We start from the raw sequence: 16441 nt of genomic DNA, 5'->3' as shown, positions 1-16441 counted from the left end.
CTCCCTCCTTTCGTATCAAAGATGTTTTACCCAAATTTGTTAATTTCTTCAAAAACATCCCTCCTATCTTTAACAAAAATTTAATGCACACGCTACACTAAGTGTTATATAATATATCACATTATTTAAATTTGTCAAGTATTTCTGGTGTTTAATACGGGTCTTAAAATAAGAGGAATTTTAAAAAGAACGCAATAACAATCAATACTTGTCATGAACAAATAGCAATTTAGATTTTAATGAATTATCCCTAACCTATACTAGCCAAGGATTACGGTGATATAATGCGATTCGCCCTTTGGAAAAATAGGTAGCAGATTCGATACAATTTTTTTACCGTCAATCCAGATTTCTTTCACCCCGCAATTAATCCCGCTAGGGTTTTTTACCGTAATATGATAAGTTGCGTCGCGATATTTTCGGGTGACCGAGTATTCTTTCCAATGTTTCGGTATACACGGGTCAACCAGTAGACCATTATAAGTCGGCTTAACACCAAGAATATGGTCAAGACCATCACGAAGCATCCACGCAGCGGTGCCAGTTAACCAAGAATGTGATGCTTGTCCAAAGGTCGGATGTTCCGGGCTGGTAACATATTCCGCATAAACATACGGTTCGACTTCGTAGATATCCTCATCAGCCGGGTCATAAATAATTTCAGATTGTAGCTTGGAGATTTTCGATTGAGGAAATAATGGTTTAACTTTAACCTTAATCTTTTTTGAGGTCTGAAATGCTGGTGGTAACGCTTTTTTATAATATTCATACGCTATATCTCCGCGCCCGAGTAAACATTCCGCATAAATTGCCCAAGTTACCGGATGATTGAATACCGCACCATTTTCTTTTTTGCCCGGAACGCACCGGGTTGCTAGCCCGATCCGCGGATTGACTTCAGTATATGCTGGCGCAACGAGTTGAGGTCCTTTCGGGGTATCAAGATATTTTCTAACCGAATCGAGTGCTTTAATTGCGCGGTTTTTTGGGGCAATTCCGCTGATTACCGCCCAGGTCTGCGTATTGATAAATATTTTCCCTTCTTTACATTTCTTCGAGCCGATAATTTCACCCCAATCATTCGTTCCGCGGATATACCAATTTCCATCCCAACAAAGGCGGTTGATGGTATTAGCAAGTTTAAAATATGCTTGTTCATACTTTTGACGTAACGAACGTATCGAGCGAGTTTGATACATCAGCCCCTTACTCTGTAGTTTTTTTTCCGATTCTAAATATTTCAGCAATTGCACAGTTTCCTTAATTGCAAGCGCTAGACACATCGCTACCCAAACGCTTTCCCCTTTGCCCTGCCGCCCGAGATAATCGAGTGTATCGTTCCAATCGCCAGGACCAAATTTCGGTAACCCACGGTTCGTCGTATCGTTTAAGACATAATTGATATTATTGAGTAGATGCTGTAAAATAGTTCCCTTTCCCCCATCAAGATATTCAACGGATTGTTCAAGAATCGCAAAATCACCGGTCTCTTTCAGATAATTAGTTACCGCTAGTGGAAACCAAAGCGGGGTATCCGAATGTCCGGTTCGTTCACCACCACCGGTTATCGGAAAATAACAATGCATAACCGATCCATTTTTAAATTGATTCTGCGCCATTTCAAGAATCCGCTGTTTAACCGCATCTGGTTCAACCATAACCGGACCGAGTGCATCCTGACAGGCATCGCGGTATCCCCTACCGAAAAGAAGTCCGCCATGGTAATACGACGCATTCCGTGAAAACAAAAACGTAATTTTGTTCTGATATTGATTCCAGATATTCAGGGCAAGGTTCATTTGTGGGTCTGGGGTTGCGACCTGCGCATGGCTTAAATACCAATCCCAATATTTCCGGAGTTGATTAAATTCTTTATCTATGTTCAAAGAATCAGCGTATTTTTTTATGAACGGTTTAGCTAATTTCCGTGCTGGTTCAACTGGGGTGCGTAAACCGCGATCGTGCGGTTTATCAACCACGCCTAAGATAATTGTAAACTCAAGCTCTTCTTTTGGAGCGAGTGAAATATTGTTCTGAAGCGCAGCAACCGCATCTCCTGCAGTAATCATGGTATTCGAACATTTACCTTGTTCAATAGCGAGCGGATTCGATTCGCTACGCCATGGTCCGATAAACTTATTTCTGCTTCCATCGAAACCAATTACCGGTAGACTGCTCGAAAAATAAACCCATTTATTCCATGCCTGGTTTGCCTGCTTAACTGTCGGTCCGGAATAGGTTACCCAGTATCGTTTCGTTGCATAAATCGCATTATCTTCCTGCACAAATCGGACATCATTAAAATGCTGGTCGTTTGGCTGGTTGATGAGATCAACGAGTGCATGACCCAAACAGAGTTCAACAAAAGAAAAGATACTTAAATTGCGAGGTTTATTTCCGCGATTAATCAAACGAATATGCCAGACCTCTAATTCATCTTCCAGTGGAACAAAATAGCAAACAGTTGAGCGGATATGTGCATATTCCTGCTCGATAATAGTGTATCCCAATCCATGCCGACATTGATAGAACACGGGCGGTTTGCAGACCGGCTGCCAGGATAATGACCAATATTCTCCGTTCTCATTATCGCGAAGATAAACATATTTCCCTGGTCGATCCCAAGGAAGAGCGTTATATCGCCATCGGGTGATTCGACTATCTTTCGGTGAAATATAGAAACTATATCCCCCGCCAACATGCGTGATTAATACGTGATAGGTTTTATTGGTTAAATAGTTTACCCACGGTGCCGGAGTATCCGGCCGGATGATAATAAACTCTTTTCCATCTTTTGAAAAATGACCATATTTGCCCATACCTAATAGTTCTCCATCAAACCTTTCAAACAAAAGACGCAACGATAATCCTGTTTACCCTGCCAGGATAAAATAAAGATTTCTTTGCGTCCTTGCTAAATATAGTGTCCTATACGACTCTCTTTTATTTAATTCCGCAGAGTATCTTTCCTGCATTAAGGATACTTGCGGTTTTTCGTTCTGAATCTGAACCGACATAGATGCGAACGACCGGTTCAGTATCCGACGCCCGAATTAATAGCCAACTTCCATCAACCAGATAGAATTTAATTCCATCGAAACTGCTGATGTTATCTACGGTAATATTCGCGATTTTATCCGGCGGCTGCGATTTCAGCCGATTGATTAACCCGATTCTTATTTCATCCGGACAATGCGCATCAATCCGGTCGTAAACGAGCTTCCCAAATCGGCTTTCTAAATCAGCTACCAAATTACTCGGTTTTTTTCCCGTTGTTACTAAACATTCTAATGTAAGAAGTCCGAGCAATAGTCCGTCGCGTTCCGGAATATGATTTTTAATCCCGATTCCGCCGCTTTCTTCGCCGCCAATGAGGATATCCTTCTGCACCATCAACTCAGCAACGTTCTTGAATCCGACCGGCACTTCTGTCACAGTCGCGCCATATTCTGCAGCGAGTTTATCTATTATTGATGCCATAGAAATGGTGCGAACGACATCGCCAGACCATTTCCTAGTCTTTTTTAGATGCTCAAATAATATCGGTGCTAAATGATGTGGGGTGACAAACCGTCCTTGTTCATCAACAACTCCGATACGGTCACTATCTCCATCAGTAGCTAGGCCAACGGTTGCACCGAATCGTTGGACTTCTTCAAACAGCATCCCCAGATTTTTTGGTATTGGTTCCGGAAGAATTCCGCCGAATAGCGCGTCTCGATTCCCGCGTATCGTTTTAACCTGAATTTTCCCCCCTTGCAGGAGTTGTTCTAGATAATTTTTGCCGACCCCATGCATCGAATCCGCAACAACCTTGATAGGATACTCTATTATTTTTTCTAACACAACAAATGATTGTAATTGGGTTAAATACGGTGTAACCAAATCCGTTTTCTGAATATACCTTTGCGCAATTTTAGGTTCACGTCTTGGAAGTGTTTGATATAGTTTTTTTTCAATCGCTTGGGTAATCTCTTTAGTTGCGGAACCGCCATACGGCGCTTTAAACTTTATCCCATTATATAATGGTGGATTATGCGATGCGGTTATCATAATTCCGCCAGCGCATTGCCGTTGTTTGGTTGCTAGCGAAAGTGCCGGGGTCGGCAACGCGGTATCGCTCAAATATACCGGAATATGATTACTTGCGACGACTTCAGCTACCCGTAGAGCGTAGTTTTCTGAATGAAAACGGTAGTCATACCCGATAACAATACCACGAGATGCGTTTCCGGTTGAAAAAATATAATCGGCCAACGCCTGCGCGATAATTTCAACATTCGCAAAAGTAAATTCATCGGCGATAATCGCTCGCCATCCATCAGTTCCGAATCGTATTTGCATATTCTTAATTAAATGAGTTAAATGGGTTAAATCAGTTAAATTATTGAGGGTTCAAAACCGTGTCTTATGAACCCCAAACACTCATAACACGTTTAACTATTAACCTATTTATCCTTATTAGCTGATTTATGTTATTCGTATAATATCCATTTATCTTTTTCAAGAGCAGTAGAACTATTCGCATTCTTCATGAACCGTACGGCATCAGCGATAACAATATCATTCGCATCATCGGAAAGCGTTACCGTTCCCGTTGTCCCAGCGGAAAAGTAAAATTTACCTAAAAGATTCCACTGCCCGCCATTAACCTCTTGATTGACCCTGATAGTGGTTATCCCACCGAAATAATTTATGGTATATGGTGCATTCGTTGCGCGATTAGAATGAATACTCCACCACGCATAGACATCATAGAATCCGGGATTCGGGATAGTCGGTCGCCAGATAGCTTTTGCGGTTCCCGACCCTGGATTATGACAATAATAATTTGCGCCGTATCGGTCTCCTTGGGAACTCGATAACCACCAGCCACCTCCGGTAGTAGTAAACCCTGGTGAATTATTATCCAAAATTAAATTCACGTAATCCCCGCTCTTATCAAGAACCACATCAATTTGGTCATAGTCATAACTACTATTCGCTGCATAAACCTGCACCTTCAGTTGATACTCTCCATCTATAAAGGGTTCGGTAGACCAATAATATTGATAGGGAGTTGTAGTTAATCGCGAAACCTGCGTGGTATTAATCCAAAAAACAATCGAATTTATCGATACCGGAAACGAAGTGGTTGCGGTAATATATCTGTTTCCAGAAATAACCTGATTTGCAGTTATATTGCTAAAATGTATCTGGACTAGCGCCGTATCGAGCGAAATACTAGTTAAATAATATTGACTTGAAATCGCGCGGCGATAATTGGTTAACACCGCATAATTATTAGTTAACGAAAAATCTGCATTGTTGATAGACCGGGTATCCCAATCGAACCAGGTGACTAATTTCAGATTTGGGAATTCCGCTTGGAGATGGTCATAAATCAGATTCATTTTCTCAATTCCATACGCGGTGCAATCATAAGCGATAGAATCCTTAGAATAAGCATGGCAGGCAGCCCATTCAGGCAGCATAATCGGTTTACGATGCGAGGTTGCAAAATTATAAACATACTGGATTTTGGTTCTTGGGTCAGTTTGGTCAGTCGTCCCCGTACCTAATCCCATATACATATCTACTCCTATCCAGTCAACATATTCATCTCCAGGATAATATCCGGGGATATTGCTTGTCGGTGACCAGTTCGGCGCCCAAACCATAGCGATATTCGGCGCTTCCTCTTTAAAAATGTTATAGAGCAACCGCCATTTATTGACATATTTTGCGGTATCACCCGACCAATTAAATTCGCTTAAATTCATTTCTGACGCCCAGCGAACAAAAACTGGCATCCGTAACGTATGCGCAGCTTGCGCCCATTTCCGGATATACGGGCCATCAACCACCGAGTCCAACCCAAAATTATTCGGCGCAAATGCTATCTGCACCGCTGCACCGTATATTTTTGCATTCTGCGCCCATGCGGTTGGGAACCCTGAACCCCAACCGGCATAAATCATATAACAAGCATGTTTTTTTTGCGTTGCGGTTTCGAATGCATAAATGTTACCCGGAGCGACCGGATCCGCCTCAATATATGCACCGAGATAACAACCAGAACTCGGTTCGTATTTTGCTAATCCGAATACAATTGTTGATATAGATAAAGAGATTATTACTAATAAAAATAATCTAAAATAAATCTGCATTCGAAAAAAATTATTTCATACCAGTTAATTCAATATATTTTGCGAACCCAGGATAAATAAACGTTCGGTCAACCTTTTGCGGGTCATCTGGTTCAACGGCATCATGGAATCGAATCAACCGCAGTCGGTCAGACCGTGAGTTGATGGTAAACTGGATATTCGGAGTATCACAGTAAAGATAATATCGGTCTTGCGCTAAATCGCAGAGCAGTTCCCAAGTACCGTTCTGCATACATACCTCGACCAATTGTTTGCCATTCAACCTGATTTTCGTTGGCGTTTCTATCGGTTGTCCAAGGGTTACTATCGGACTTCTCCCAGCTGATAATAATGGATAAAATTTTCCTTCCTTAACCACGTGAGGGATAGAACTGAGTTTCTGACCAGTATTTTCCGCTACTGTAACCATTTTAACTAGTATCCGTTTACTTACAGTAATCGGCTGGGTATCAAGCGATGTAGCAATTATCACCGCAAACGGAGATTGCGATACAATCTCCATTTTTGTCGTCGTATATGGTTGGTTGGAATTAAACGCTCCCGCAATTACCTGCGTGTTCTCAGTATCAACATATAAAATACCAGCGTTCGTATCCCTGATAATTTCACCCGTTTCGGAAGGGAAAATGCCGGACGTTAAGGTATGATGGGTTATCGGCAGGTGATACCATCGTGCCATTAAATCAACGGCAAATTTGGGTATATCACGATATTTCGCTTCTGCAATTAGCAGGTTTTCCCGTTTCGGGTCGTAAAAACCATACGCATATTTGCGGGTTATATCTATCCCCATCGGTTGATAACCAAGTAGAATCGCATTTTCGGTAGTAAAAGCGGTTTGGGTATCCAGTTTTGTTGCTTGCACACTTTCAAATCCTATCCCTGCAAAACTGAATTCCATCGGTGATATCGGAACGCGAGATACCCGATACTTGGATAGCGCATAAATCGTTTCTTCGTTACCAACAAATTTATTCTGTGCCGCATTTGCAAACTCGGTATTTGCATAAATGATACTTTTGCTGCCAGGATATTTTGCCGCATGACTTCGTCCGGAGGCAATAACCAAATCCGCTTTTCCATCATATTCTCGGTCAATAAATCGATTTTGTATTCGATAGAACCAAGCGAGTACGTGCAGTTCGTTTAGATAGTTTGCATAGGTACACATATCTTCCAAAGAGTATCCGATATCAATCATTCGTTGTGTCGGTCGAATTTCTCGAGCTAAAAACAATTTCGCACCAAGCCCGAATAACCCCCATCGGGTCGGGTCGGATTGCATTCCATATGAAGTTAACGTCGCAATGTCGTCTGTGGTATGATACGCTGAAAATAATACGGCATCGATATCCTGCAACCCACAATATACGGCGGTTTCTACCATACTTCCTGCGCGATAATGATTTGGCCAACAAGTAGCGGTTTTCCGAAGCACGAGCGGTTTCCCAGCCCATTTCGCGCGAGTTACCCACGGCATCAACGACCATTCATCAGTTGATTTTAGTTCATTTTTATTCTCATATCCAAATTCAGCGAGCGTTTCTTGTGGTAAATACGCAATCAATTTTCCAACAGGCATTTTCTGTTCTTCCGGATTATCTACCACCATATTGGTTACGGTGAAATCTAACTCTTGAATAACTGACCAGGTGTCTGGAATAACCGCGCAGTTCACCGATGCGGTCAGAGGGATTTTCAACCCTTTTTCGCGCAGAAAATCACGTAGTTCAGCGAAATATTGCCGTTGGAGTTCAACAAGAAATCGAACTGCATCCGCACGTCGTCCAGGCGATTTCATCGGGTCTGTAGTTTCGCCTTTAATTACAGATTCGAAATGATCCAGCGTCATATTCGGTATTAATACTGTTTGTTGTTCGAGATTTTCTTGCTTAGTTAATCCGCTTAAGGCGAACTGCCGACGAGTTGCTACCGTCCAAGCACGGTTAAGGTTAGCAGTGGTTCCATATTTCTTTAAAAGCCATTGATTCCATTTCTGCTGTAACTCGGTTTTATATGGTTCAACTAGCATATTTAATCGTTCCGGACGCGTAAAGAAACTATCTTCAGCAACCAACTCAAGCATCGCTACTGCTGGATCCGCCGCAAATGATAACCCCGTATATGGATTAATATACGAGCATAAAAATTTTTCTGCGTATTGGTTTTGTAGCTCAATCAGTTTCTGGTTGAAATATGCATATGGTCGGGCTCCAGCTCCGAGCTGATCAGCGTTAACCACCGAATCGCCAGGTTTAAAAACTCTTTCTGCGCGCAAAGTTAAATAGGTATAAATTCCACGCTGTTTCAGTTTATATATCCAATATGCTAACCGGTCACGATAATTCCGGTCGAAATAACGAGTTTCAGCGTTTCGTGGATATGATTCATCAAAAATATTCCGTCGAATAATTCCGCCAGGTCTATCCAGTGAATCAAACCGAACCAGATTAACGCCGGCGCGCGCGAGTGTTTCTACTACTCGGTCAATCCGTTCTTTCGGGATATCAACATGTTCTTGGGGAATGACTACGCCCCAGAATCGTGCTCGGGTTCCATCAGCGAAATAGAAATGACCATCAGGTCTTACCGAGAGAAAACCATGTTTACCGGCTGGTGCATCAAGGAGAACGCTAAAATCATATAACGAAGACTCCGGAAAAAAATCAAAATTCGGATTTAATGTTCGAAGATTAATCGGTTCACTCTCAACAGCAAAACAAACTGGTTGGATTAAACAAACCACAATGTTGAGAATTATAAAAATATAAATGAAATTCGAGTACATACCATCTACTTTACCGATTCAGTTTTAAAATGAACAACGTTAGGATTTGGTATAACTTTTTCATTGAGAATAAATTATAGCTCGAATTATCTTAAGTTAACCAAACAAACTACCGGTTCATTCGAATCCATCGTTGCTAATTCCGCATTTGCTAACGAGATAATTTGTGATATCTCAAGCAAACCAGATAAATCTAAGATTCTACTACGATATAAAATGAAGGTATCAGGAAGTGTTCTTCCCGCATCGCCGTAACTAGTATGTTCCTGAATGAACTTTTCTAATGTTTCCGTTAAGTTTCCTTTAGTTGTTTGAGCTATAGCACTATCATTGAATTGAAGACGAATGATTCCTTCTTTATCCAGGATACGGACCGGGTGAAGCGCTTGCCGATAGAGTCCGAAAAGCCGTTTTTTCAATACTGTTGCCATATAGATATCTAAATATGGTGTCCCCCCGAGATGTTTAACTTGTTCGGGTTCCACCTGAAGCGATTGCGCTGCAATTTGTTTCCGTGCTTCTTCCGATACCATTCGATCACGCAAATCCCGAGTGCGAAGTTCTGTTGTGCCGGTAGCCGTTGCCCGCAGAATATTTTTTTGTGCGTCAACTTCAACCTGGATTTCGATACTTTCCGCTGCTGCGCCCATTGCTAATACCGCAGATTCAACTTCTTGCCGTATTTTAAGAATATCGTTACTCGTTGGATTGATAACCGTTCGTTCAATCGTATCCCGTACCATCGCTAGTGCTACACCAATAGCGGAAATCACGGCTGCATTTTTCGCTATTTGATACCGCATTTGCATCTGCTTAGCTAAATAGGGAACAATCGCTGCAGCACCGCCACCGCCGCCAATTAATGAAACCAACTGTTTATCTAACTTATAATCCTGTAATAATTGTCCAACAACACGGAGACATTTGGTAGCGGATTTGCTTAAAATATCTTCCGCGACCTGCGTTTCGTTTATTTTTAATTCCTTTGCAAGCAGAGAAATTGCCTGTTTTATCGCCGAAAGGTTTCCTGCAGCATAGTCTCCCGAAGGAACATATCCAGCAAAATTTGCCGCACACGTCGGGGTAATTGCTACTTTCGCCCCGCAAGTTGATTCAATATAAACATAATCTGCTGGATCGCCCGGTTTCGGCTGGATATATTTCAACGTTGCATTCGCGAGCAGTTCCGGCTGAGTAAATGCCGCGTATCCCAGCCCAGCAATATGCGCACTCCGCGGTCCAACATCCGCAATTCGATTATGTTTGACTCGACACATTGACCCGCCAGCAATCCCGAGCGTTCGAACATCAAGCGTTCGAAGATATACCCGGTGTCCGCCAACCTCAGCAGTTTTAACGAGCGCCCGGCCGTTTCTAATAGCGGAGATATCGGTACTAGTTCCGCCAACTTCCAGAAAAATACCGTCGGAGATTTTCGCATACATCAGCGCTGCAGCTACTCCCGCAGCCGGTCCGGATAACATGGTTAAAATCGGCCGTTTCCGCATCTGGACGATATCCATCACTCCGCCATCAGACCGCATAATCATCAACGGTGCGGTTATACCAGCTTTCCGTACACTCGATTCCGTCATGTTCGCAGTTTCGAGCATTTTCGGCAACATACTCGCATTAATCACCGCAGTCCGAGTCCGAATTTTTAATCCATAAAGTTGTGAAATTTCAAATGATGCGGTTGCAGGGAGCCCTAACTCTGCGGCTACTTCAAGAACGAGCTCTTCGTTCGTTGTATCATCAACACTAAATGCTTCTGCGGCAACGATAACCTTCGCACCTTCGGTAAGAAGTTCGTAAATTAGATTTTTTATGGTCTCTCGGCTAGGAGCTTCCGTAGTATCTAGGAACCGATGATAGGTTTTCAGCAATCTACCCGGTGCTAACGTAATATCACCAATCTGCGTTTCTGATTTTGCCCGCAGTTTTTCCATTCCTTTTCCCATACCGAGTATACCTACCGGCGCTACATCTCCTTCGAGTAACGCATTCGTCGCTTGGGTCGTACTATGGGCAATAAACGCTACTTCTTCAGGGGCGATCTGCGATTCAGCTAGTAGCTGATGCAAAGATTCAATGATACCTTTAGCGACACCTTCCTCCGCAGTATGAGTCGTCGGAACTTTCGCCTGGCCGATTAATTCGAATGTGGCAGAATCTATCGCAACCGCGTGAGTGAATGTCCCCCCAACGTCGATACCGATTCTAATCCTACGTTTATCCATAAATTACACAAAACCAAAATTCGATTGTCAAATATCAGATTAAAGTACTGTGTCGAACCTAGGTTTTAGATTTAGAAATATTTTTATGGCTCGGATTTCGGATTTGATTGTATAACGATTCCATTTGCTACAGCTCGTTCGCGACCAGGATTACCAGCACTATCTTTATCTGACGGAAAATTCACAATCGTATCGTAGATGACCATAGTTGTTGACCCGCCACCGTCAAGGTTCATAGCATCAGTTGCTCCGAGCGAAATCATTAGGTTGGCTAAAGAATCAAGACTAATCCCGTTACTTACCTCAGGTTGTCGACCGTCAACAGTTACCAGAAGCAGCTTATTTTCTTTCGTGATACCGACCGCAGTGCGCGGATGAGTGGTCGTGCTGAAACCAATATTGCTACCTTCTTCTAAAACCGTTACATACGGTTGACCGTTTCGTACCAACATCGAGACCCCACCTAACGCTTCTGTTACTTCTGACCAATCAGTGGTATTAATACTGTATAATTTTCCGTCTTTATACCCAACCCGGTCGAATATCGCCTTTCGGGTTGAAGTTATCCCGACTGCTGCCCGTGCAGGTTTATCCGATAATGGTGGCGCAACTAATTGCCCATTAGTCATAACCAATCCTACCGGGACTTTTGGATTAAAACTAAAAAATCCGCCGTTAATCCCGGCTATCGCTTGATTCCGTTTAACGATTGAAGTCATTCGTTCAAGTCCATTATACGCTGTCGCAACCGTAACAGTTATATTCGGATTATTTAAGTCAATAGTGAGGACGCTAATATTTAGCAACATACCACTGGTATCTGTTTGCAGATGATAATATTCGACCCCATGAGTTATAGGAAACGAAACTTCTTGATGGATGGCAAACACGACAGAACATAAAATTAAACATAAAAAAATGCTAAGATAGAATTTATCTACATAATATAAATAGGTGCGTTTCATAATTATTTTTTGAGTTTGTTATCCTTGCTGGTGTCCGTAGTTTGAAGGTCACCAACTAGGACAACAAATTCGCTTAATTCTACCGGAATAACAGAATCATGGATAAATTTTATCGCATCGGCAATAACTACGCCGTTAGCGGTATCAGTTAACCGGACATATCCAGTCGTCCCAGCAGAAAATGGATAGGTACCTAACAACCGCCATTGGAATCCGATTTGCCGTTGGTCGACGTAAACGGTGGTCGTACCACCGGCATACCCTATTGTATACGGCGCATTACTCGCCCGATTTATATCAGCAGTACTCGTATCCCACCACGCATACACGCGATATAACCCTGGAATAAGCAAATTCGGAGTCCACATTGCGGTTCGGCCGGCGCCTGGATTTGAATAGTAATAGTTACTTCCGTATGCGCCATAAAATCCTGCACCAGCAGTCTCCGCACTAAACCAACTGCCAGTACTGGTGAAGGTTCCGCGACTATTTGACGCAGAATTATCAATAATATATGGGTCAGTTGAATCCCAGCTACCCGTGAACCCGATTTTATTTATGAAATTATCTAACGTGTCATTATATGCCATTGCTATACGATTTAAGCAGTACATGCATTGAGTTCGATTAGTGCTTCCCGTACCAAAGGTATTGCCAACATAATTAAACGCAGCGATATATCCGGCTTCGTGAACTAATCCAAGAATAGATACAGAATCGAGCGAATAGGCAAACGTGGTATATCCCCCATACGGATACGCGAGATATTTGCATTTCTTAGGTAAATAAGCATTGATCGAATCGCGAGAAACGCCAAGTTCAATTCGAATTGAGTTTGCAGATAGAGTATGAAGATTAGGATGGTTAATGGTATGCGATTGCGTATCGAAATACCCGCTTAATTGTGCAACGCTGTGGTCAGCGAAACTCGGTCGATATCCAACCCAGCCGGATGAAGAACCCATTCTTCCAGTAGTGGTAAAAATTAAACCGTGGTATTGTCGTGTAGTCAGATAGCTTACTCCACGGATCAGTTCTCCTTCATAATTATCATCGAACGTTATCACAATCGGATTCGATGGGAGCGGAGTGCCAAAACGGAGATATGATACGACGGTATCTAAACTAACCGCAGTATAACCATGATTTTTTAGAAAATCAATCTGGTCTCTAAAATTGTCCTGTATCGTCATAACATTTGACCAATATTGTCCACCAGGGAGAATTTCGTGATATCCAACTATTGGAATATTAACCGTTGGTGGAATAACCCATTTCTGCAATGACCGTGCATTTATCCCTTGAGCGATATATACCGTCTGAATGTTCGGGTGGAACCCGACTCCAGTAGGTGCAGTTAATCCGGAGCCGAATATCGTATCAATGGCAACACCAGCTGAATTGAAAATCACCACGCGATTTGCTCCGGAATCGGATACGTAAACGTTGCCAAAATTATCTACTTCGCAGGCATACGGAGCAGTCCAAGAACCAGATAATGAACCGGATAAACTGTAACTAGCAGTGGTTCCAGTAATTGTTCCGGTGAACTTCCATACCTTCTGATTCGTTACATCAGCAATATAAACTGTTTTTCCATCTCTTGTCACTCCTATCCCCGGATGGAGGTTGCCAGTCGTATTGATGGTAATTGGGCTGCCAGTAAGGTTCTGCCCGCTGGTAGTCATAACATAAAACCGTACCGCTGTCAGATTCACTTTTTCAACGATAAACACATGGTTGCTGGTATCAATATCGATATCACCGAGCCGAAACGATGGCTCGAATCCGTTCAGCATAGTTCCGTCAATCGCCCGATATTTGAATACGTTCTGTTTGGTTGTAGTTCCGCCATCGCAAGTTACATAGATGATACCGTTGGTATCAATAGCGATTCCGGATGGATTGTACATCGCTACGGTAGTACCGGTTGAACTTTTGCCATTGCGAATCGGAGAATAGAAGGCTTTTGCTCCATTATACGGATGCCAGATATGCACGCTATTATCGCCATACCCGCAAGTCCAAATCTGTCCACCAAAATCAAGCTGAATAAATTGCGCTTGATTCATATTCGTCCCGAAATTGGAAACATAAGTATATCCGGCAAAACTCAAGGAAGTTGAAATGAAAACCAATAGAACCTGTAAACCCCATACTGGACGCAATAGACGAAAAGAACTTGGTTTCATTTGTATATCAAAAAATAAGATAAAAATAGACCGAAAATATAATAAATAATTTTGGGTGAGCCAAACAACTCAAGCTCACCCAAAAGATAGCCGAATATCAACGTTCATCTCAACCTATTTTATTTGGCTTATGTAACACTTCGGTGTTAACAAGGGCTACTTATATTTCGAAGTCGCTCAGCTAGCACCACTTGCCGAAATTGATATCCCTGCATAGATACATCGCAAAATATCGCAACACAATCGTTTTCTACGGTCCCCAACGCATAATATCGCCGTTCGAAACCGTGCCATTTGTTGGGTCATATAGTTGTACTTGGTATGGTGGTACTGCAGCTTCAAAATTCTGGTCGGGTCCGTATGACATCAGCATCCAGGTTTTCATCCGCGAATAGACCCGATCATAGAGTTCAGGTACTAGAACAAATCGGGTGTTCGGAGTTCCAGAACCATCTGTTGGATTCAACCCACCTAAACTCCATACATACGGCGGATCCCAGAATGGATATATCTTATTTATCGGAATATCGTTTGAAGCGTTGAATGCATCTATCGGCAACGAAGATAAATAAGCGACCGGAGTGGTGATAGCTTTCAGTCGGTCAAGTCGGCTATATAATCCCAAATTTGTCCACGGATAAGCGTTCTGGTCAACGTAGTAGCTTTCGATACCGGTAGCGATTGCCCGCATATCTGATTTCGTTCGAGATACTTTCGATCGGGTTTGTGCGGCGAGAAAGTTCGGAATCGCTATTGCTGCGAGTATCGCAATAATCGCAACTACGATGAGCAATTCGATTAGCGTAAACCCTTTTGGTGATTTAAGCATAATACTAATCCCTCCTTTGCTAGGAAATCCTGTGCAACATGCACACGTTAATCTCGCTTATAATGTAGCCCAATTTGAGCTAATTTGTCAAGTAATTATACAAGTTTATACTAAATTCATTCTGAGGAGTAAGCGGTGGAGAATGAGAATTGAACGGTTCAATTCTCATTCTCTACCCAACAGGGCAAAAAAGAATGGTTTGAAGTAGAAAGCAAAAAAAGATTGGTTGAATGATCGGTAAAGAAAATAATTGCAATGTTAATAGTCTAGGGTAAGTTTACATATCGTTTTGTTATAACTTTAACGGAAGTAGGGGCTGAACCTATTCAGCCCCTATCGGAGACAACTATTTTGGTGTTTCAGTTGGTTTTTTCTCTTCGGTTTTCTTCTCTTCTGCGGGAACGGTTGCTGGGACCTGGTTAACAACTTCAAGAATATCTGATGCCGGAAGGATAACCGGCAGCATCCCGAGTCCGCTCATACCGCCAAATACCGAGCGACTACTCCGTTCGAGCGGAATCGAACGGAGTAACACTATGCCGACAACTTTCCCATTTAGCGCAAACACTGGCGAACCGAAATCGCCAGCTTCAGATTTCGCTCCAGGGATAAAAAACGTTCGCGGTTTTTCAATCACCGCTTGTATCATATCGATTGAAATTGATGGAACTCGATTCGCTACTTTTCCCAACCGACTTAAGATGATTATCGAATCTAATACTCCAACCGTAGTATTGTTAGTTAAATCTATTGCCGTGAACGGTTTCGCTGGTTTCTGGGTTGGCCGAACGAACGCTAAATCTAAATCTTTATCGCGTAGCACGATTTTCGCTGGGATTTCCGTTGCGTCTGGCATGAGGATTTTAACGTCGGTTATTTCTGTTTCCCGCTTGAACTGGGATTCGATATCGCCGGAATCGCTGAGCATTTCGAACATCCGCGCGTTCGGGTCAGTAGCAAAAAGTGACATCACAATAAGTCCGCTCGGGTCAATAACCGTTCCGGTTGCTTCCGATTTCGATTCGTCTCCGCTTGATTCCCGACCGCCATAAGAAATCCGTTGTTTACTCACGATTTGCAGGGTCACTACCGCTTTTTGCCATTTCGTAAGAATCTCTTTTCCGGCAGCGACTTCTTCCGTAGCCGCAGAAACCGGAACCCCGTGTATGATGATAAATACTACAAACAAAACCACCAACCAGCTTAATTTCTTCATATATTGCTCCTTTCTAGCATATTTTTACCGCAGAACACGCAGAGACACCGCTAAGATAAAAC

9 protein-coding genes and 1 pseudogene are annotated in these 16441 nt (G+C 42.6%); all 10 read right to left on the bottom strand.

The window, feature by feature from the left end; all coding sequences use genetic code 11:
* Positions 1-260: 260 nt before the first annotated feature.
* Positions 261-2852: a glycosyl transferase family 36 gene (locus N3A72_10055; protein MCX7919925.1), complete on the bottom strand. Its 2592-nt coding sequence runs from the start codon at positions 2850-2852 to the stop codon at positions 261-263.
* Positions 2853-2943: 91 nt separating this feature from the next.
* Positions 2944-4344 carry a phosphoglucomutase/phosphomannomutase family protein gene (locus N3A72_10050; protein ID MCX7919924.1) on the bottom strand — a complete coding sequence of 467 codons (1401 nt, stop codon included), beginning with the start codon at positions 4342-4344 and terminating at the stop codon, positions 2944-2946.
* A 131-nt stretch (positions 4345-4475) separates the two neighbouring features.
* Positions 4476-6149: a glycosyl hydrolase gene (locus tag N3A72_10045; GenBank protein ID MCX7919923.1), complete on the bottom strand. Its 1674-nt coding sequence runs from the start codon at positions 6147-6149 to the stop codon at positions 4476-4478.
* 10 nt (positions 6150-6159) lie between these two features.
* A complete protein-coding gene (locus N3A72_10040; GenBank protein ID MCX7919922.1) occupies positions 6160-8895 on the bottom strand; it encodes a hypothetical protein in 2736 nt (911 codons plus the stop codon).
* A gap of 128 nt (positions 8896-9023) precedes the next feature.
* Positions 9024-11177, bottom strand: a complete 2154-nt coding sequence (locus N3A72_10035) for a hydantoinase/oxoprolinase family protein (GenBank protein MCX7919921.1) — start codon at positions 11175-11177, stop codon at positions 9024-9026.
* 83 nt (positions 11178-11260) lie between these two features.
* The gene (locus N3A72_10030; GenBank protein ID MCX7919920.1) at positions 11261-12142 is read right to left on the bottom strand and encodes a phosphodiester glycosidase family protein; all 882 of its coding nucleotides are present in this window, start codon (positions 12140-12142) and stop codon (positions 11261-11263) included.
* A 2-nt stretch (positions 12143-12144) separates the two neighbouring features.
* Positions 12145-14334, bottom strand: a complete 2190-nt coding sequence (locus N3A72_10025) for a polysaccharide deacetylase family protein (GenBank protein ID MCX7919919.1) — start codon at positions 14332-14334, stop codon at positions 12145-12147.
* Between the two features lie 250 nt (positions 14335-14584).
* Positions 14585-15082 (bottom strand): type II secretion system protein GspG, encoded by a 498-nt coding sequence (locus tag N3A72_10020; protein MCX7919918.1) that lies wholly within the window; start codon positions 15080-15082, stop codon positions 14585-14587.
* A pseudogene (locus N3A72_10015) lies at positions 15071-15163 on the bottom strand (prepilin-type N-terminal cleavage/methylation domain-containing protein). Before N3A72_10015 ends, N3A72_10020 begins: the two are co-directional and overlap by 12 nt.
* A 346-nt stretch (positions 15164-15509) precedes the next feature.
* Entirely contained in the window at positions 15510-16379 is an 870-nt protein-coding gene (locus tag N3A72_10010; GenBank protein MCX7919917.1) for a serine protease, read from the bottom strand.
* Positions 16380-16441 lie beyond the last annotated feature (62 nt).

The organism is bacterium (genome assembly GCA_026416715.1).
Taxonomy (GTDB): Bacteria; UBP4; UBA4092; order JAOAEQ01; family JAOAEQ01; genus JAOAEQ01.
Note: the sequence above shows the minus strand (reverse complement) of the source record. Positions and strands in the feature narration are given on the sequence as shown.